This window comes from Legionella sp. ST3F1, assembly GCF_048553315.1.
GTDB lineage: Bacteria > Pseudomonadota > Gammaproteobacteria > Legionellales > Legionellaceae > Tatlockia > Tatlockia donaldsonii.
On the sequence record NZ_JBLZIO010000002.1, the window covers coordinates 142571 to 160966 of the forward strand.

The window sequence follows — 18396 nt, forward strand, 5'->3', positions numbered from 1 at the left end:
TGTTATACTTCTGTGTACACTGCGCTGCAATGATCGTCAATAACAGCCATTGTTCTATTTTTAGGGAATTAATTAACGAGCTCCAGGACTTATATCAAGAAGGATCATGACAATGGCAATTGCAATGATTGAAGAACACCAATGCTTTAATGGGGTACAAGGTGTTTATAGCCATCAATCCTCATTAACAAATTGCTTAATGCGTTTTGCTGTATTTTTGCCTGCAATGACTATAACGAAAAAACTTCCTGCTCTTTACTGGCTTTCAGGGTTAACCTGCAATGAACAAAATTTTATAACCAAAGCAGGAGCTCAGCGGCTAGCTGCTGAATTGGGATTAATATTAATCGTACCGGATACTAGCCCTCGTGGTATTGAGATACCCGGTGATCGGGAAAGTTATGATTTTGGCATCGGCGCGGGTTTTTATGTCGATGCGACTGAATATCCCTGGGCTAAACATTATCAAATGTCCTGTTATATCAGTGATGAATTACCTAAACTAATTAATCAACATTTCCCTGTGAATCCTGAACGTACCGGTATTTTTGGCCATTCCATGGGTGGGCATGGTGCTTTAGTGTTGGCACTTAAAAACCCTCAGCAATATCGGAGTGTCTCTGCTTTTGCTCCAATTTGTGCTCCCATGCAGTGCCCATGGGGTAGAAAAGCGTTTGCGGGATATCTGGGACAGAATGAAGAAGCATGGAAAAATTATGATGCTACTGAGTTGGTGGAAAAAATGGGGTGGCCGCACTCTTCCATTTTGATTGATCAAGGGTTGCAAGATCCTTTTCTACAGGAGCAATTAAAGCCAGAGCTTTTGCAGGCTGCTTGTTTGCGAGCTGGTGTGCCGTTAAATTTGCGTATGCAAAAAGGTTATGATCACAGTTATTATTTTATTGCCAGTTTTATAGACGATCATTTACGCTTTCACGCATCGTTGTTATATAGCTAGGGGAGACTGCTTACCTTTCTACTATCTTGGCGCTTATGGCTTGATTTTTGAGCACCACAGGCCGGTGCAGGTTTAGGCGCTTCGCCAACAGCATATTGGTCAGCGGGCGCATATCGAGCCACGGGCTGACCTACGTGGCTCAAGATAGCGAAATGTACGCAGCCCCTCATTTACTAAGGTGACCAATCAATGGGTTTTGTAACGGATGAACGTATTCAAGCAAGTAGTATTTGGTTAGACGATTTATCTTTATCAACAGTCTACTTAAAAAATGAGGCTGATTTTCCATGGTTTATTCTGGTTCCTAGAGAAGAGAATATTCAAGAGATTTACCAATTATCGCCTACAAATCGCCAGCTATTAATTGAGGAAATCGCTAAGATATCCAATCTGGTGAATATTCATTTTAAGCCCGACAAATTGAATGTTGGGGCTTTAGGTAATATTGTTTCCCAGCTCCATATCCATGTTGTTGCCCGCTTTAATGGTGATAAAGCGTGGCCTCATGGTATCTGGCAATCTGGAATGACTGCCACACCTTATCCTAAAGAAGTTTTGCAGGAATTGGTTCCCTCTTTAAGAGCAAGAATAGCCAGGGGCTGCTGATATTTCCATTATCAAGAGCCAAGCATCGATCTTCGCGAAATGTGCAGCCTTCTGGTTAACTTTATAAATATTCGGGCAATGGTTTTTTATTGGGGAAAATTTCAGCCAGTGAAATAGAAAAACCATCTTCTCTGACAATACGTGCGTGTTGGCGTTGTAATTGCCTTGGCTCATCTACACCGCAGGAATGGCAGATGATAGCAACTTCATGCGCCATATTGTTTGCATAATGATAAACTCGCTCTGCCTTATCGGTGACCACTAATCCACGTTGTAGCCTGAGGTCATGGGTAGCTACCCCAGTTGGACAGGTGTTTTTATGACATTGCATGGACTGGATACAACCTAGAGCAAACATGAAGCCGCGCGCAGAGTTCACAAAATCTGCTCCGGCACAAAGTGCCCAGGCGACACCTGAGGGGGTAATCAGTTTACCGCTGGCAATTACTTTGATGCGTTCACGTAAATTGTACATCACCAGAATGTCGACTAAATTAGGCAGCGCCTCTTGGATAGGGATACCCATATAATCCATTAAACCTTGTGGCGAAGCTCCAGTACCTCCATCAGAACTGTCCAAAGTAATAAAATCCGGGGCAAATTGACTGCCGCGCTTATGAATAGCCAGGCATAAGTCATGTAGCCATTCGTAACCGCCTAATACAAATTTGCAACCAACTGGTTTACCTGTTATTTGGCGGATATGCTCAATCGAGTCCAAAAGCTCTTCGACATTACTGATATCAACATGTCGATTAGGACTGATAGAATCAACATGAGGTAAAATACCTCTTATTTTAGCTACTTCGTCAGTCACCTTCACAGCGGGCAGGATTCCCCCTTTGCCTGGTTTGGCGCCTTGACTGAGTTTTATTTCAAACATTTTGATGCTTTTTTCTGCAGCCAGCTCGCGCAAACGTTTATCGGATAGATGGCCCTCAGCATCACGAACGCCGTATTTTGCTGTTCCTATCTGCATGACAATATCGCAGCCATACTCAAGATGATACGGTGACAGTCCTCCTTCCCCGGTATTTAACCAGCAGCCTGCCTTTTTAGCTCCTTTTGCTAAAGCTTGAATGGCCGGTTTGGAAATGGCACCGTAACTCATGGCAGAAATATTAAAAATATGATTTGAAGTATAGGGCTGTGCGCAATAAGGCCCTATAGTGACTGGTCTGATAGTTGCCTGGTTAGTGGCGAGGGGAGGGAAAGGCGCACTAACAAAATAGACCGTTCCTGTATTATGCAGAGGACGGGTTGAGCCGAATCCTATAGTCGTATCAACATTTTTAGCTGCTCGATATACCCAAGAGCGTTCAGCACGGTTAAAGGGTAATTCCTCTCGATCGCTAGCAAAAAAATATTGCCGAAAAAAATCTCCTAAATATTCAAAAAAATAGCGAAAATGGCCTACGATGGGAAAATTACGTAAAACAGCATGTTGTTTTTGATGTCTATCCCAGAGATAAACTGAAATAAGCAAGGTAATTAAACTAACAACAAGAACAATAATAATTAACTCATCTAATTCCAAGGCACGTAGAAAAAATATATCTTTTTTCTTAATCTCAATTGATTCCACGATAAAATCCTTATTTCTCTAGAATGTCATTTGCGACTCACCTACTGGATCAGCAGGCTTCATTGCAATAAATCGATAGCTTTACTATAGCAGGTTAACCGTACAATTGATCATAAAAACCCCTTTGGCGTATTGCAAGAGTAGCCGCATTTGCTGAATGACTTATTTTTATGCTGCTTTGACTGAAAACGCATTTAGAAAATGAAACTAATCAACCGTTATGCTTAAGGAATAAACTGTATTCCAATTGGCAACAGAATTTTTTACTTTTTAAAGCACATAAAAAGGGTCAATAAAGGAAGTGACTCTAAATACCTTAAAGTTGTCCTATACTTTATTAATAAGGAATTAAAACGATGTGGTAGTTCCATGAAAATCCGAGAAATCATGAGGGATAATTCGGTTTATTGCCTTCCTGATAATACTATTTTTGATGTTGCAAAACTCATGGAAAAATTGCGTATAGCGGTTATGCCTATTGTTGTTAATGAGGGATTATTGGGAGTTATTACGCTGCGAGACATTGTAGAAAATCTGCAAAAGAATGCTGTCAATGGGAACATGGCGGCAAGTAAACTGATGAAGAGAAACGTTTATTGTTGTTACGAGGAAGACGATTTAGGGTTCGTTGCAGAAAAGATAGGGAATTTGCAGATCGCTAATTTAATCGTATTAAATAATGAGCAAAACAAAGCACCTACCGGCGTGATTTCTTTAGCCAACCTGGCGAGGCATACCTTGTTTTTAGAAAAAATTTATAGTGAACGGCAACCTAAGACCTTTACCCAAACCAATATAAAAAAATTTATCGATCATCATGTAAGCAATAAAAATTATTGAGATAGTCATTTTCTATCCCTAAGTTGAAAAGGAAGTCTGGTCATATGGATAGTTTAAATCAGTTGATTATGGTTATTATTACCGGATTAATATTTTGGGCTGTCAATCAATCTATCTTCCTGGATCCTTTTATTAATTTAGTGATTAATTTTTTTCTACTAATAGCGTTAGTTATCTATCTTATGCAGTTTTTAGGGTTAGTAAAAGAAGTGCTACCGACCGTTAAAATTTTTAAATAATCTGCCTTCAGGAAAAAAACCAATAGGATTATTGCGAAAACAGTGATAAAAGGAAACCGATTGTAGGCTTTTTTCCAGGAAAGGATAATTAGACGGTGTATTGAAACGCTACAAAAGTTAATCAGCCAGTCCGGTTAGTATAAACTTGGTGGGTCCTAGAAGTTACCGCCATCACTGATAGCGACAGTAATATCCTCTGCTTGCAATAAATAATGCATCCTAAAGTGGGTTCCCATTAGTTCAACTAAGGTTATTCTCAGTAACGCTCTGCAAGGCAGTGGGCGAGGGAATCCTCATTCAAAAAATAATTTTCTTAAGGATGGCTTAAGGTCAGTATGTTAATATTATGCGCATTATGTTGCGGGGATCCCATAAAATGCCATTATTAGTTGAGACTCTACGTGTATTTGATGCTTACATTCGGGCAGATAAAAAAAGCCCTGATGCTCTTAAAGAACACATGAAATCTTATGATAAAGAATTAGAGCAATTAAGGGTAAATTTTTATTCCACGACGATTAATCAAGATAACCTGAAGGTTTATAAAAAAATCCAAGATATCTTGGAAAGCCTTAATATCCCGCAAATGCACTGGTCGCAATATTTAAACTCAAATCTCACTGTTTACGATTTTTTTATTAAATTAAAAACAGACGGTAGCCACTATCAAGTCGATTATATACTCAGTTTGATAGAGGAAAAGACTTCCCTGGCAACGGCAAAATTTGTTCTTGGGTGCTTAGTCTCTGGCCTTTTTTCAGCGGGGTCCGCTTATCTGCCTGCAATGGCTGGTATTTTAGGCATGATTAGCACCAGTGGATTTGCTATTTCGGGTCTGTATGAAAGTAGCAATGATCCAAAAAAAGCACATCACATTCGCCTTCGTGACAATACTTTCCTCCTGGTGAATACCTTTTATAATTTATCTGCCTATGCTATTTGGGCTGCAAGAGAAATGTCCCCCACGGTCGGCTCTCTCTTTGTTGCTGCTTCAATAGTGAATGTGCTCAAAGATGTATTTTGCATGGCGCAGTATTGGATAGAACATGAAACACTACCACCAATCTACGATAGTAATAATTTAAATATTCATCAAACGTATGCACGGCGTGAATACCAATATTTACAAAATAAAAATGCGGCATTCATTGATGTTTCTGTTTCTCTTGCTTTAGCGGGTGTTATGGCAGCCTGGTGTTTTTTGCCTGGTGGACTTTTTCTTACGGTTACTGCGGTAGTAACCAACATTGCTCTTGCTGCAATTAAATATTATTTGCATAAGAATAATGAAGCGACTATCAGAGTTCAATTGCAGGAAGAACTCGATCATATAAAAACGCTTTACCCCAGCCTCAATGTGAAAGCGCCGTCAAGTAGTGAGGGTGCGGCAACTGAAAGAGCAAATCCAGAAGAAAATGGGGGGAAGATGCTGCTTAGGGATGAAAAAGGAGCGGAAAAACCGAAAACTTATAACCACTACAGATTTTATCCGACTGTGGAGACAATGGGGACTTCAGACATCCCTGCCTTTCAATCAGAAATTCCTGTCTTTTAATGTCGGGCTTCTGGCTCGACAGGTTTCTCCTCCCGGCAATAACGCATAGTCAAATCCCCTAACAGGATTCTCTAATTCTGATAATAACCCTTTTCTTTAATTCAAGATGTTGTGATAAGGATCGCTTGAACGGTAAGATAAGAAGCAGGGTCAGCTAAAGGGACGGTGAGTATGGCAAAAACAGCGTTATTGGTCATTGATTTGGTTAATGATATTGTGCATCCCCAAGGAAAAATTGCTGCAAGTGCTGCTTTCATACGAGAACATGAAGTCCTTGAGCAGGTCAATCAAGTGATAAAAGTGGCGCGGCAAGCTCGATTTCCTATAGTCCATATTAAAATAGGCTTTAGTGCATCTTATATTGAATGTCCCATACAATCGCCGCTTTTTTCTAAGGTGAAACACGCTGGGGCTCTGCAATTGGGAACCTGGGGTACGGAATTTCATGAAAAAGTAGATGTACAGCCAGATGATTTTATCTTAATTAAAAAGCGAGTTTCTGCTTTTTATGCAACGCCTCTTGAAGCGGTTTTACATGCTCAGAAAATTGACTCCCTGATTCTTACTGGTGTTTCAACCGATATGGCTATCCAGAACACTGCGCGTGAAGCGCATGATCGTGATTATCAAGTGACTATCGTGGAGGATGCCTGTGGTGCTGCGCAGCAAAAGGTACATGAAAACGCCATTAACCAGTTAGCCAGAATTTCTACTACGACAACGGCAGCTTTGTTGGATAAAAACCTTAAGTGATGAGGGATTGATTGAGTTTACCTCATAGGGACTGTCTATATTTCTCTTATCTTGATGCTTCGATTTGATTTCTGATTTAATAAAGCACTAACTGGACTCCATATAGCATTCTTTTTACAGTAAAATAGAAGTTTTCCAGCTGAGAAGCAACTAGTTATGAGAGACCTCCAGTGAAGACGTACGAGTGGATTTTATTTGATGCGGATGAAACCTTATTTAATTTCGATTCTTTTGATGGGTTACAACGCCTGCTTTCCCGGTTTGAAGTCAATTTTACTCAACAAGATTACCAGGCTTATCAAGTCTTCAATAAATCGTTGTGGGTAGATTATCAGAACGGAACAATTACTGCGCAAGAATTACAACATCAGCGTTTTGCAATTTGGGCTGACCAACTCCAAGTTTCTACTCAGGTTTTGCATAGTACTTTTATGGCTATTATGGCGGATATTTGCACACCAATCGAAGGCGCACAAAGTTTATTAACTTCTTTGAAAGGGCGAGTTAAGCTAGGGATTATTACCAACGGATTTACGGAATTACAACAAATTCGTCTCGAGCGAACTGGATTTCAAACTTACTTCGACCTATTGGTAATCTCAGAGCAGGTAGGTTTTGCCAAGCCTCATCGGGGTATTTTTGAACATGCTCTTTCGTTAATGGGAAATCCAGCGCGCGGACAAGTATTAATGGTGGGAGATAATCCAGATTCTGATATTCTGGGAGGCTTGAACGCAGGGTTAGATACTTGTTGGTTTAATGCACATAATCACCCTATCTCGCCGGGTCTTACCCCTAAATACCAAGTGTCCTCCTTGGCGGAACTCGAAACTTTGCTGTTGGGGGAAAAAAGGTTATTTCAGCGCCTGATAAGGTAGTGGCCACTGACATGATCTAATGCGCTTTAAAATATAACATTCGTGGATAGATTTGTTTCCTTAGCCTAGTCGCAATCAGCTTGCAACGAACATTGTTGTTACTTATAACACAAATCCTGTTTAAGTCGTCATTAGCGAGAATTTGGTACTGTTCTGAAAATGAGTATAAACTAATTAATAATAATATTTTTTGAATTTTAACTAATCAGGCTCCTTCTCCTCTTCAAGGAAAGCATGATGTATCGTTTTCATTTCAAACAAGATTACTTGTTGGTTTCTTTCTTTGTTGGATTAATTATCCTTGTTGTTGCCCTGCTTGGTTGTCTGTTTTTGTTGAAGCATCTCTCTTTTCTTCAGGAGCAAAGCAATAACAGGCATTACGAGTCTTATCGTATCGCTCAAGAACTCCGAATATCATCCGATGATTTGACAAAGATGGTTCGCCTTTACGTGATAACAGGAGACAAAAAATACCTTGATCATTTTAACGAAATCATTGCTATTCGTAGCGGCACAAGTCCACGTCCGAAAGAATACGATAGTGTCTATTGGGATCTGGTATTGGATGATGATAAACGACCAAGACCCTATGAAAAGGCGAAATCATTAGTGCAGATGATGATAGATCAGGGTTTTTCTCTTCAGGAATTTGAGCTGCTAAGACAAGCCCAAGAAAAGAGTGATGCACTGACTGCCATTGAATTTAGGGCTATTAATGCTGTTGAAGGAAAATTTGATACCGGAAGTGATCAATATAGTAGTCAGGGAGAACCCAATAAAAAGCTTGCTATCGATTTGGTTTTTGGCAAGAAATACATGGAGGAAAAAGCAAAGATTATGGCTCCCATCCAGTTGTTTTTCGAAAAAATTAAGGCAAGAACAACTGAAAGAAATAAGGAGATTTCTCAAGAAATTAATCAGGTCATTTCTATTGCTATCATTCTTTCGGTGCTATCCACTATTATTATGTTGATTTCCATTATTAAAGCCTTACACCGAATTGCAAAAACAGCCAAAGAAAATGAACTCCTTCTTTTTAACATCCTTCCATCATCCATCGCAGAGCGGCTTAAACGTGGTGAAAAAATTATTGCTGATGAATACCCTCAGGCAAGTGTTCTTTTCTGTGATATCGTAGGTTTCACTGCCATGATGGCGAGAATAGGCACTAACAAAATGTTTGACATTTTAGGATGTCTTTTTGATGACTTTGATGATTTGGCACAAAAATATGGTGTTGAAAAGATAAAAACAATTGGTGATTCTTATATGGCAGCAGCAGGAATTCCTGAGCCTGCAGCGGATCATGCCTTTCGTATAGCGGACTTTGCGCTGGCCATGAAAGAAAAAGTAAAAACATTTTCCCAAATTCATGCAATAGACTTACAAACCCGTATAGGAATGACCTATGGAACAGTGATAGCCGGGGTGATTGGACACAAAAAATTTATTTATGATGTTTGGGGGAATGTGGTTAATATCGCAAGCCGGATGGAAGCTACCAATATTCCCGGAGAAATTCAGATTACGGAAAAAATGGCACTACTACTGGAAGAACAGTTTGTCATTGAAAAAAGAGATGAAATTGAAGTAAAAGGCAAGGGCAAGATGTGCACTTATTTTCTTAAATCGCGTCGATAATTTGTAAAAATCTTCTTTAAGGCATTATGCTCAGAGCATAATGCCTTTTATTATCATGAGTCCCTATATTTTTTTCATTAATTTAATAACAACGAACAAAGCAAGCACAGCAAGGTTTTCATTAAAAAAGCAAGAAGAAAAATGAAAAAAATTATTGATTGATCATAAAATATTCTAGGTCTCTTTCCCATATAAATGATTTATTTAGTATATACTTAAATTAACTAAAAGGGATTATTGGAGGCGTGCTATGCCAATCAATACTTCATTGGCCAATCATCTGCTGATAGCTATGCCCTCACTGAAAGATCCCAATTTTGAACGTTCTGTAATTTACATTTGCGAACACCATATTCAAGGTACGGTAGGATTGATTATTAACCGTCCGATGCAATATCCCCTGGGTATGGTTTTTGAGCAAATGCAAATTGAACCGATTCGAATAGAGCAAAACCAAAAGCCTTTGTTATTTGGAGGGCCAATTCAACCGGAACGTGGTTTTGTCATTCATCGACCGTTAGGTGGTTGGCGCTCCAGTTTGGTGCTGCGTGATGACGTGACCGTTACCACCTCAAATGATATTATTCGGGCAATAGCAGCTGACATAGGTCCTAAAGATGCACTCGTTACTTTAGGGTATGCTGGTTGGGGTGAAAATCAGTTGGAACAAGAAGTGATGGATAATGCCTGGTTAGTGTGCCCTTATTCCGCAGAGTTACTCTATGAAGTGCCCTTTTCAGAGCGCTGGGAGTATGCCGGAATGACCATTGGTGTGAAAATGAGCCAATTAACTTCCAGCGTAGGGCATGCCTGATTAATTTTATATGTATTAGTACGGAGTTTCCTCAATGCCTGATGGCGTTTACTTAGGATTTGATTTTGGTTATAAGCGAATTGGAGTCGCTGTAGGGCAGCAAATTACCTGTAGTGCACGGCCTTTAACGACGTTAGATGCAAAACTGGGGATCCCTAATTGGGATGCAGTGCAAAAAATAATCGCGGAATGGCGTCCGCAGGCGTTGATTGTAGGGCTGCCAACTTGTATCGATGATAGTGAACAGTACACTACAGCTGCTGCTCGCAGTTTTGCGCGTCAACTGCGCAAGCGTTTTTTACTCCCAGTCCATTTGGTTGATGAGCGGTTGTCTACCGTTGAAGCGCGTGCTCAGTTGTTTGCCGAAGGGGGATATCGTAAAATAAAGCAATCCCAAGTCGATAGTGTCGCCGCCTGTGTTATTCTTGAGCAGTGGCTACAACACTCTCAGTAGACAGTGAGTACCATGCAGCATTTTTTAGAAATTAGTCAGCTCTCCCGCTCCCAAATTGATTCGCTTTTAGAAAGAGCCTTCTATTTTAAACATAACAAGCAATACCCCTCCTGTGCCCGAACCAGCGTAGCTAATCTTTTTTATGAAAATAGTACTCGCACCCGGGTTAGTTTTGAATTGGCAGCAAAGCAATTATCTATGCCGGTCATTAACTTGGATTTACAAAATTCATCCGAAGCCAAGGGTGAAATTATTGAAGATACCATCAAAACGTTGGCGGCAATGGGGATTAAGCTGTTTGTGATTAGGCATACTCAGGATAGATTACAACGGCAGTTGGCAGACGCCTTGGGAAACCAGGTTCATATTGTCAATGCCGGTGACGGGAAGCACGCGCATCCTAGCCAGGCGATGCTTGATCTAATGACCATCGTGGAAAGAAAACCAAATCTCCGTCAACTAAAAATCGCTATTGTGGGTAATATTTTTCATTCCCGTGTAGCAAATTCTTTGCAATGTGTTTGTAAAAGTATGGGAGTAGGGGAATTAACTTTGGTAGCTCCTGATATTTGGCAGCCCCAAACGGTGCATTTTGGTCGTGTTACGTCTTCTCTACGAGACGGTATACAAGAAGCGGATGTGATCGTCTGTTTGCGAGTACAGCGTGAGCGTTTATTGGAAAATGAACATCTTGATTTATCACGATACCGTGCCGAATATGCACTGACTCAAGATAGCCTAAAATACGCTAAACCTGATGCGATAGTGATGCACCCCGGTCCCATGAATCGCGGTGTCGAAATTGATAGTGCGGTTGCTGATGGACCACAGTCTTGTATTTTAAATCAGGTTGAAAATGGTGTTTTTATGCGTATGGCAATCCTTGAAGCGTTAGCCAACAATTAGACTGTATTTGTTCAGGTTGCTGAGGTTCCCAGGATAGAAATCGCTAACCAGGAAAGATACTCATTTTACAAAGGTTGTTTTTGAGTGATTAGGAATTTCAAGTGGATAAAATTAGCCCATCAATCTCATTATGTCTTGGGGCTGAATGCGGGATATCTGATTTTTATACAAAATCATGAGACTTTGGAACTGATAAACCACTATCTCTATAGCAAGACATAGTGGTTAAGATAATATCGTAATTTAAATGACAGTTATATTCTGTGCTTGAAGACCTTTTGCCCCTTGCGTTACAACGAATTGTACGCGCTGTCCCTCTGCCAGGGTTTTAAAACCAGAACTCACAATTTCTTTAAAGTGGGCAAATACATCCGGCCCTGAATCTTGCTCGATAAAACCGAATCCTTTAGTTTCGTTGAACCATTTAACAACCCCATTGACTGTTTTAGACATGACTACATCCTTACGTTTTTATTTAAGATACCTATACAGGCGAAATTAGCGGGAAGAGGTCAAAATTAAAAACTACAGTACGAAGGATTAAATAAATAATAAAACGACGATTTGGAGAGTATAAAAATAGACATTTTCAAGCTAAGTCTATAATACTACTTTTTTGAAGTATAGGCAAATTTTAGTTTTTGCTTATACCATCAAACCCTATTAGCAAACCTAATTTAATAATAAACCGTTCATGTAAAAATCCCTGAGGCTCAACAAAATAATCTATAGTTAATAGAGTACTCAAGGGAATGACAGCATGAATAATCAAAAATCGCTTGTTGTGATTACTGGCGCAAGCGCCGGTATTGGTAAAGCGTTAGCAATTCGTTTTACCGATGAAGGTTATCCCTGTTTATTAATCAGTCGCCACATTGAACCGCTTGCTGAATTAAAAGGGCGTGAAGTTCTCTATGCACCACTGGATATTACTGATTATGAACGATTCGAAATAGCAGTCCGCGATGCAGAAAAAAAATACGGTAAAACCGAATGTATGATTAACAATGCCGGCTTTGTCAATGTGGGTGAATTCAGAGATATCCCGATTGAGAAAACTCATTATGAAGTTGAAGTGCTGGTTCACGGGGTGATCAATGGTATAAAAATTGTTTTGTCTGATATGTCAGCCAGAAAGTCAGGTACCATTATTAATATCAGCTCAATTGCAGATCGGAAACCCTATCCGACAGCTGTTAGTTATCATGCCAGTAAACACGCAATACGCAGTATTGCTGAGAGTTTGCAAATGGCCGAGGCTAAAAATAACGTTCGTATTATCAATGTGGCGCCAGGCCTTGTGAAGACAAATATCCATGCCAATATGGGGGTCAGTTTTGCTGACTATTGTGAATTATTGGGTAACCCTACTTTCCTTCTGCCGGAAGAATTAGCGGAGATTATTATGTTTTGCTGGAAACTGCCGCAGAGGATTTGTATCAGGGATTTGGTAGTAATGCCAACAGATTGCCCCTTCTAAGCCGGAGCTGCTCCATTTCTACTATCCTGGTCGTTCTGCTTTGATGTTCTGCGCTTCGCTGCTCACATACTTAAACGTATGCTGCGCTGCGATGCTCAAACATCAAAGCATACCGACTCAGGCTAGCGACATGGAAGCAGCTCCTCTTCTTCCTCAGGCTTCCATTTCCATCATCCTGGCTTGTTTCTTGCGCTGCGATGCTCGAACATCAAAGCATTACTTAGGTCCTTGTAGTGTTTGTTTAAATGATAGCGCTTGTTGTAGAGCAGGCAGGGTTACTTTTTCAGCTTCATTCATATCAGCGATGGTTCTCGCTACTTTCAGCAAGCGATGATAGGCTCGAGCAGATAGTTTGAGACGACTCATGGCTTGACTTAAAAAGGCGACCTCTTCTTGTTCCAGGGAACAGACTGCTTCACAGTCTTTTGTACTTAATTGAGCATTAATACAGCGTTGACGTTGATGTTGTATCTTTCTAACCGCTTCGACTCGCTGTCTGATTTTTATACTTTGGCCGCTTCCTGTTGTGTGAGGTTTAATTAATTCTTCTTGCGGTAAAGCCTGAATAGTAATCTGCATATCAATTCTATCCAGTAGAGGGGCGGAAAGTTTGGCAAGATAGCGACTAATGCGTTCAGGGGTACACAGACAATCTGCCTGAGGATTTCCCCATTGCCCACAGGGACAGGGATTCATTGCAGCAAGAAGTTGAAATTTGGCTGGAAACTCCATTTGCATCGCTGCTCTTGAAATGGAAATAGTTCCTGACTCCAAGGGTTCACGTAAGGTTTCTAAAACATGTCGATGGAATTCGGGTAATTCATCAAGGAACAAAACACCGTGATGAGCAAGTGATATTTCACCGGGTTTCGGTGGATTGCCGCCGCCAACCAATGCAACTGGTGAAGCAGTATGATGTGGGGCTCGAAAAGTAGGGTAGCGCCAGGCGTTAAAATTAGGGAGGCGTCCTCGTAATGAATGGATAGCAGCACACTCCAACGCTTCTGCTTCAGATAGAGGTGGGAGCAATGTATTAAATCGTTTGGCCAACATGGTTTTACCGCTTCCCGGAGGACCGCAGAGCAAAATGCTATGACCGCCGCAGGCAGCAATTTCCATCGCTTGTTTGGCGTGATATTGTCCTTTTACATCTGACCAATCCAGCTGATTATTGTCGATAGATATTTCCGGACGTATGGGCAGCGGCTGTAGTGGTGTACCTTGGCAGAGATAACTACAGACTTCCCGCAAATTATTAGCGCTATAAACACCCTCAGAGCCTACTAAAGAAGCGTCCTCTGCATCCGCAGTAGCAATAATTAATTGTTGCTTATCGCGCTGCGCTGCCAGCACAGCTGGGATGATAGCGGATATTCCACGTAAATTACCGCTCAAGGCCAATTCAGCAATAAACTCATGAGAGTCCAGTTTTTGGCAAGGTATTTGGCCTGAGGCAGCCAAGATGCCTAGAGCGATAGGTAAATCGAAGCCGCTCCCTGATTTAGGCAAATCTGCTGGGGCTAAATTGACAGTGATTTTGCGACAGGGGAAATCAAATTGACTATTAATAATGGCGCTGCGTACTCGATCTTTGCTTTCCTTTACAGCTGTTTCCGCAAGACCCACAATGGTAAAGCCGGGTAACCCATTGGATAAATGCACTTCCACAGATACAGGTTGCGCAAGAATGCCTATAGCACTGCGCGTTTTGCTAAAAGCAAGGTTCATTTGTTTTCCTATTGGTTGGACGGTTGAATAACTAGCTAGCTATTTTATTTTTCCTTGTGCTTTGCTTGTTGTGCCAGTAAGGTATCAACCTGCATTTGCAAGGCATCTACTTTTTCGCGAGTTCTAGCTAGTACTTTGGTTTGTACATCAAATTCTTCACGAGTGATTAAATCCAAACGAGAAAAAGCAGCCTGCAAAACTTCTTTGAATTTCTGTTGAATCTCTTTTTCGAAATTTTGTAGACTGGTAGGTAGGGTAGCGAAGAGTTTTTGGGCTAAATCATCAAAGTGTTTTGGATCAAACATGCAAATCTCCCTGCTGTTGTAGTTACTGTTGGCGATAGTCTAGCAAAACTCAAGTCTATCAGCTATGTACTTAATTAGGTTGTAACGAAGGAATTATTATGAAAATGCTTACCGCGATTATCAAGCCATTCAAACTTGATGATGTGCATGAGGCACTCATGGAGATTGGCGTACCAGGAATTACGATCTCCGAAACACGTGGGTTTGGTCGTCAGAAAGGGCATACTGAACTTTATAGAGGAGCAGAATACGTTGTTGATTTTCTCCCTAAGATAAAAATTGAACTCGCTTTACCTGATAATATGATTGAGGTGGCAATTGATGCCATTTGCAAGGCCGCCTATACAGGAAAGATTGGCGACGGCAAAATTTTTGTTTATAACCTGGAGCAGGTAGTGCGTATTAGAACAGGTGAAGTGGGGGGAGATGCTATTTAGAGACTATCTTTCAAAGCAGGGGAATGATTACAAAATTTACTTGCTTATTTTTTACTTTTTAAAGATACAAGCCTTGATGGCGCGTCAGCGTAATCAAGGTTTTTATTCTCCAAATCCAAACTGGATAATCGATAGCTGCGCACATAATATACCAATAATCCACTACCCTACCTTTGAGAGGGTTGTAGTGGAAAGGGTGAACCCTTGATTACGCTGACGTGCCAAGGTTACTGATCATACAGGCGCGTGATGTGCTTAGCGTAATTTCTCCGTAATAAATCGCCACTCATCCTGACTCACAGGCGTGACCGATAAACGATTGCCTTTACGGAGGAGCGGCATATTTTTTAGTTCGGCGTGTTGCTTCAAGTAATCAAGAGAAAGGATGTGAGGAAACTTCTCTTTAAAACGGATATCAACCATAAACCATCTTGGATTCTCGGGCGTGCTTTTGGCATCGGGGTGTTCACTGTTTGGGTCAAAAGCCGTGTGATCAGGATAAGCTTCGCTGACGACTTCAGCAATACCAACAATACCGGGTGGATTGGTATTGGAGTGATAAAAAAATACTTGATCGCCAATTTTCATGTCGTCACGCATAAAATTACGTGCCTGGTAATTCCGTACACCATCCCAAGCGGTAATTTGATTAGCGGCTGTACGTAGATCATCAATGCTGAAACAAGACGGTTCTGATTTCATTAACCAATAGTTGGTCATGGTTTGCTCCAGTAAATGGTTCGTTGGGTTACTACTGCTGTAAGCGGAATATCCCAAGTATGCGGTTCTATGTAAGGCTGGCGTTGAAACTCATATGCAACACCGATAAGTAAAGGATGATTTTCTTTAGCCAAGGTGCGATCATAATAACCAGCTCCCATTCCCAGGCGTGTACAATGGTCATCGAAGGCCACCAAGGGCAAGAAAATGATATCGAGTTGCCTGGGAGCTATTGCTTCGCCTTTATCGACATCGGGCTCCCCAATTCCATATTTATTTTCTTTAAACGGAGTGGTTGGGGTTGCTGGCAAAAATGAAAGGGTTTTGTCGTCGTTTAAGGCAGGAAAATAGCAATATTTACCATGCAGGGGAGCGGAGTTCCATAAAGCATCCAGGCTAATTTCACCTCCCATCGCATGGTAAAGAGCAATGCGCTTTGCATAGCGATATTGGGTAAGTTCGCGAATGCGCTTGCATACCTGCGCGGAGGCTGTTTCCTGGTAATCAGCAGAGAGCTGTTCCCGTATTTGGCGGCTAGTGCTGCGAATAATCTGTTTATATCGATCGGCCATATTATTATTTTTCGTTTTTCCTTGCCTGATTATTGCGAGATAAGCTTATAAGTTCAAGCATAGAAATTCATGAATATTTTTTTAAAAAAAGGCTAGACAAAAAATTTAAAAAAGGATATATAGCTCTGCATTTACTGGTGCTTTGCGATTGTAAAGCGTATGACACAGTTAAACGTGAGAGAATGGCATGAGTGACCTGTTTGATGATAGCGAAGATGATTTGATTGAAGGAGAGGTATTCGTTAATTCTGAAGAAGAGATAGATGTCGATGACATGCGGGAAGGCTCAACTTTAGATGCTCGAAGACGGCTTGAAAACATGCTTGAAGAAAAACGGCTCCGCGATGAACTTGATGATTTTGTTGATTATTAAACTATAATGGCTATGCTCATCGAGGTTCAGGGCAGTGGAAATAGTGTGCCCTTTTATAGTGATGAGCGTATATTTTTAGGTGAAGGGCTTTTTGAGACTTTACGGGTACTTGATAACAAACCTTGCTATTCCCAGCTTCATTGGCAGCGATTACAGCGTGCTGCACTTTTTTTACAACTTCCTTTTGAGCTTTCTCCGTCTGTTTGGTATGAAAACCTAACGCAGTGTATTGCATTGAACCAGGTGCAAGACGGGGGTATTAAAGTAATTTTAGGTGCAGGAAATGCGCCGAGGGGCTTAGTTGCAACAAGCAAAAAATCCCGGCTGGTTTTTACGGCTTTTAATTATCTGGCTGAGAATACAGCAGTAAAGCTTGGTAGCGCATCTTGGCTGCGTGATAGTAGAAATCCAGTTTATCAGTTTAAATCAATCAATTATTTGGAGGCTATTATTGCTCGCCGCCAAGCGCAAATTAACGGAATAGATGATGTCCTGTTTTTTAATACAGAGCAATGCGCTACTGACACGACAACGGCTAATTTGTTTATCATCAAAAACAATCAGCTTTTTACACCAAGTTTGCAGAATGGTTTGTTACCAGGCATTATAAGACAGCGTTTGTTATCGCTCTGCCAGGAAAATAACATCGTGTGTTTTGAATGCAATTTAAACAAAACCAGCCTGAGCGAAGCAGATGCAGTTTTTATATGCAATGCTTTACAAGGAATACGTCCGGTATCAGTCATTGATAACACAGTGTTTAAGATTAATCATTCATTAATTGCTCAGTTACAAGCCATTCTAGCTGCCGATCAACGAAACTCACTTTGCTGATATTTTGCCTGTTGACGGCGTTGATAAGATTTAAACAGTTTGAAAGTAAGCAATAAGAAGCCTAGAATAATCAAGGTAATAATACTTGAGCTTTTATAAAAAGGCGTTGGGTGAGTTAACGCATCCATACCGGCGTGACCGCAGTAAGTGTAGATAATTTCCCCGGGAGTCAAAAAAATAAAAGTCGTGATGACATAATGTCTGAATTTGATTTGAGTTAGCCCTAAACCATAGTTGACTAGATTAAATGGAATAATAGGGATCAAACGGATTAGCCCTACGAATTGCCAGCCACTACGTTCAACACCTGAGATGAGTTTATTAATCTTCGGTCCCCTGCGAGAAGTAAACCAGTTGGTTGCCAAATGGCGGCTGATACAAAAAGCGCATGCTGCTCCGGCTGTAGCACCTATCAAATTAAATAAAACACCCAGAACAGGACCAAAGAGGGCTCCTCCTGCAAAAGTCAAAACCATGGTGGGTAATAATAGAATAGTAGCCAGGCAATAAAACAGTACGAATAGAACAGGAGCAAGCCAACCCAGATCTTTAATATAACTGAGTACTAATGGCGCGTTTTGTTGGAAAATCCAAGCGCAAGCAATAAACGCTGCGATCGCGAAGACGATACCGAGCGTTTTCATTGATAATAGTTTCTACACAACATACCTGTCACTTTATTACAGAGTAATTGTTTGAGCAAGAATAAACGATGAAT

22 protein-coding genes are annotated in these 18396 nt (G+C 40.8%); 15 read left to right on the forward strand and 7 right to left on the reverse strand.

Features of this window, described 5'->3' with window-relative positions; all coding sequences use genetic code 11:
• Positions 1-112 precede the first annotated feature (112 nt).
• Both fghA and ACN4Z1_RS02835 read left to right on the forward strand, forming a co-directional pair.
• Positions 113-958 carry an S-formylglutathione hydrolase gene (fghA, locus tag ACN4Z1_RS02830; protein WP_255673135.1) on the forward strand — a complete coding sequence of 282 codons (846 nt, stop codon included), beginning with the start codon at positions 113-115 and terminating at the stop codon, positions 956-958.
• Between the two features lie 189 nt (positions 959-1147).
• On the forward strand, positions 1148-1564 hold the full coding sequence (locus ACN4Z1_RS02835; RefSeq protein ID WP_228363377.1) for an HIT family protein: 417 nt from the start codon (positions 1148-1150) through the stop codon (positions 1562-1564).
• A gap of 61 nt (positions 1565-1625) precedes the next feature.
• On the opposite strand, the gene ACN4Z1_RS02840 is transcribed toward ACN4Z1_RS02835, so the two are convergent.
• Positions 1626-3149, reverse strand: a complete 1524-nt coding sequence (locus tag ACN4Z1_RS02840; RefSeq protein WP_228363376.1) for an FMN-binding glutamate synthase family protein — start codon at positions 3147-3149, stop codon at positions 1626-1628.
• Between the two features lie 369 nt (positions 3150-3518).
• On the opposite strand from ACN4Z1_RS02840, the gene ACN4Z1_RS02845 reads away from it, so the two are divergent.
• The 9 genes from ACN4Z1_RS02845 (at position 3519) to ACN4Z1_RS02885 (ending at position 11229) form a co-directional block, all read left to right on the forward strand.
• Positions 3519-3989 carry a CBS domain-containing protein gene (locus ACN4Z1_RS02845; protein WP_228363375.1) on the forward strand — a complete coding sequence of 157 codons (471 nt, stop codon included), beginning with the start codon at positions 3519-3521 and terminating at the stop codon, positions 3987-3989.
• A gap of 44 nt (positions 3990-4033) precedes the next feature.
• Positions 4034-4228 (forward strand): Thivi_2564 family membrane protein, encoded by a 195-nt coding sequence (locus tag ACN4Z1_RS02850; RefSeq protein ID WP_370634544.1) that lies wholly within the window; start codon positions 4034-4036, stop codon positions 4226-4228.
• Between the two features lie 376 nt (positions 4229-4604).
• Positions 4605-5783 carry a hypothetical protein gene (locus ACN4Z1_RS02855; RefSeq protein ID WP_228363374.1) on the forward strand — a complete coding sequence of 393 codons (1179 nt, stop codon included), beginning with the start codon at positions 4605-4607 and terminating at the stop codon, positions 5781-5783.
• A 171-nt stretch (positions 5784-5954) separates the two neighbouring features.
• On the forward strand, positions 5955-6536 hold the full coding sequence (locus tag ACN4Z1_RS02860; RefSeq protein ID WP_228363373.1) for a cysteine hydrolase family protein: 582 nt from the start codon (positions 5955-5957) through the stop codon (positions 6534-6536).
• A gap of 170 nt (positions 6537-6706) precedes the next feature.
• A complete protein-coding gene (yjjG, locus tag ACN4Z1_RS02865; protein WP_228363372.1) occupies positions 6707-7414 on the forward strand; it encodes a pyrimidine 5'-nucleotidase in 708 nt (235 codons plus the stop codon).
• Positions 7415-7648: 234 nt separating this feature from the next.
• Entirely contained in the window at positions 7649-9055 is a 1407-nt protein-coding gene (locus ACN4Z1_RS02870; protein WP_228363371.1) for an adenylate/guanylate cyclase domain-containing protein, read from the forward strand.
• A 250-nt stretch (positions 9056-9305) separates the two neighbouring features.
• The gene (locus tag ACN4Z1_RS02875; protein ID WP_115221924.1) at positions 9306-9869 is read left to right on the forward strand and encodes a YqgE/AlgH family protein; all 564 of its coding nucleotides are present in this window, start codon (positions 9306-9308) and stop codon (positions 9867-9869) included.
• A gap of 34 nt (positions 9870-9903) precedes the next feature.
• Positions 9904-10323 (forward strand): Holliday junction resolvase RuvX, encoded by a 420-nt coding sequence (gene ruvX, locus ACN4Z1_RS02880; protein WP_115221923.1) that lies wholly within the window; start codon positions 9904-9906, stop codon positions 10321-10323.
• Positions 10324-10335: 12 nt separating this feature from the next.
• Complete coding sequence (locus ACN4Z1_RS02885) at positions 10336-11229, forward strand: aspartate carbamoyltransferase catalytic subunit (protein ID WP_228363370.1); 894 nt, start codon at positions 10336-10338, stop codon at positions 11227-11229.
• 243 nt (positions 11230-11472) lie between these two features.
• Here ACN4Z1_RS02885 and ACN4Z1_RS02890 read toward each other — a convergent pair whose 3' ends face one another.
• Positions 11473-11682, reverse strand: coding sequence for a cold-shock protein (locus tag ACN4Z1_RS02890; RefSeq protein WP_115221921.1), 210 nt, complete (start codon positions 11680-11682; stop codon positions 11473-11475).
• A 307-nt stretch (positions 11683-11989) separates the two neighbouring features.
• On the opposite strand from ACN4Z1_RS02890, the gene ACN4Z1_RS02895 reads away from it, so the two are divergent.
• Positions 11990-12709 carry an SDR family oxidoreductase gene (locus ACN4Z1_RS02895; RefSeq protein WP_115221920.1) on the forward strand — a complete coding sequence of 240 codons (720 nt, stop codon included), beginning with the start codon at positions 11990-11992 and terminating at the stop codon, positions 12707-12709.
• Positions 12710-12925: 216 nt separating this feature from the next.
• Here the strand turns inward: ACN4Z1_RS02895 and ACN4Z1_RS02900 are convergent, their stop codons facing one another.
• Positions 12926-14437 (reverse strand): YifB family Mg chelatase-like AAA ATPase, encoded by a 1512-nt coding sequence (locus ACN4Z1_RS02900; protein WP_228363369.1) that lies wholly within the window; start codon positions 14435-14437, stop codon positions 12926-12928.
• 44 nt (positions 14438-14481) lie between these two features.
• Entirely contained in the window at positions 14482-14742 is a 261-nt protein-coding gene (ubiK, locus tag ACN4Z1_RS02905) for a ubiquinone biosynthesis accessory factor UbiK (RefSeq protein ID WP_115221918.1), read from the reverse strand.
• A gap of 98 nt (positions 14743-14840) precedes the next feature.
• Between ubiK and ACN4Z1_RS02910 the strand changes: the two genes are divergently transcribed.
• Positions 14841-15179, forward strand: coding sequence for a P-II family nitrogen regulator (locus ACN4Z1_RS02910; RefSeq protein ID WP_058446998.1), 339 nt, complete (start codon positions 14841-14843; stop codon positions 15177-15179).
• 255 nt (positions 15180-15434) lie between these two features.
• Here ACN4Z1_RS02910 and ACN4Z1_RS02915 read toward each other — a convergent pair whose 3' ends face one another.
• Together ACN4Z1_RS02915 and ACN4Z1_RS02920 are read right to left on the reverse strand one after the other, a co-directional pair.
• A complete protein-coding gene (locus ACN4Z1_RS02915) occupies positions 15435-15899 on the reverse strand; it encodes an EVE domain-containing protein (protein ID WP_228363368.1) in 465 nt (154 codons plus the stop codon).
• The gene (locus ACN4Z1_RS02920; RefSeq protein ID WP_115221916.1) at positions 15896-16471 is read right to left on the reverse strand and encodes a 5-formyltetrahydrofolate cyclo-ligase; all 576 of its coding nucleotides are present in this window, start codon (positions 16469-16471) and stop codon (positions 15896-15898) included. The genes ACN4Z1_RS02915 and ACN4Z1_RS02920 overlap by 4 nt, the downstream gene beginning before the upstream one ends.
• 187 nt (positions 16472-16658) lie before the next feature.
• On the opposite strand from ACN4Z1_RS02920, the gene ACN4Z1_RS02925 reads away from it, so the two are divergent.
• Both ACN4Z1_RS02925 and ACN4Z1_RS02930 read left to right on the forward strand, forming a co-directional pair.
• Positions 16659-16844 (forward strand): PA3496 family putative envelope integrity protein, encoded by a 186-nt coding sequence (locus ACN4Z1_RS02925; protein ID WP_228363367.1) that lies wholly within the window; start codon positions 16659-16661, stop codon positions 16842-16844.
• Between the two features lie 45 nt (positions 16845-16889).
• Complete coding sequence (locus ACN4Z1_RS02930; RefSeq protein WP_419388168.1) at positions 16890-17678, forward strand: aminotransferase class IV; 789 nt, start codon at positions 16890-16892, stop codon at positions 17676-17678.
• Here ACN4Z1_RS02930 and ACN4Z1_RS02935 read toward each other — a convergent pair.
• Positions 17657-18322 carry a TVP38/TMEM64 family protein gene (locus ACN4Z1_RS02935; protein ID WP_228363365.1) on the reverse strand — a complete coding sequence of 222 codons (666 nt, stop codon included), beginning with the start codon at positions 18320-18322 and terminating at the stop codon, positions 17657-17659. The genes ACN4Z1_RS02930 and ACN4Z1_RS02935 overlap by 22 nt on opposite strands.
• Positions 18323-18396 lie beyond the last annotated feature (74 nt).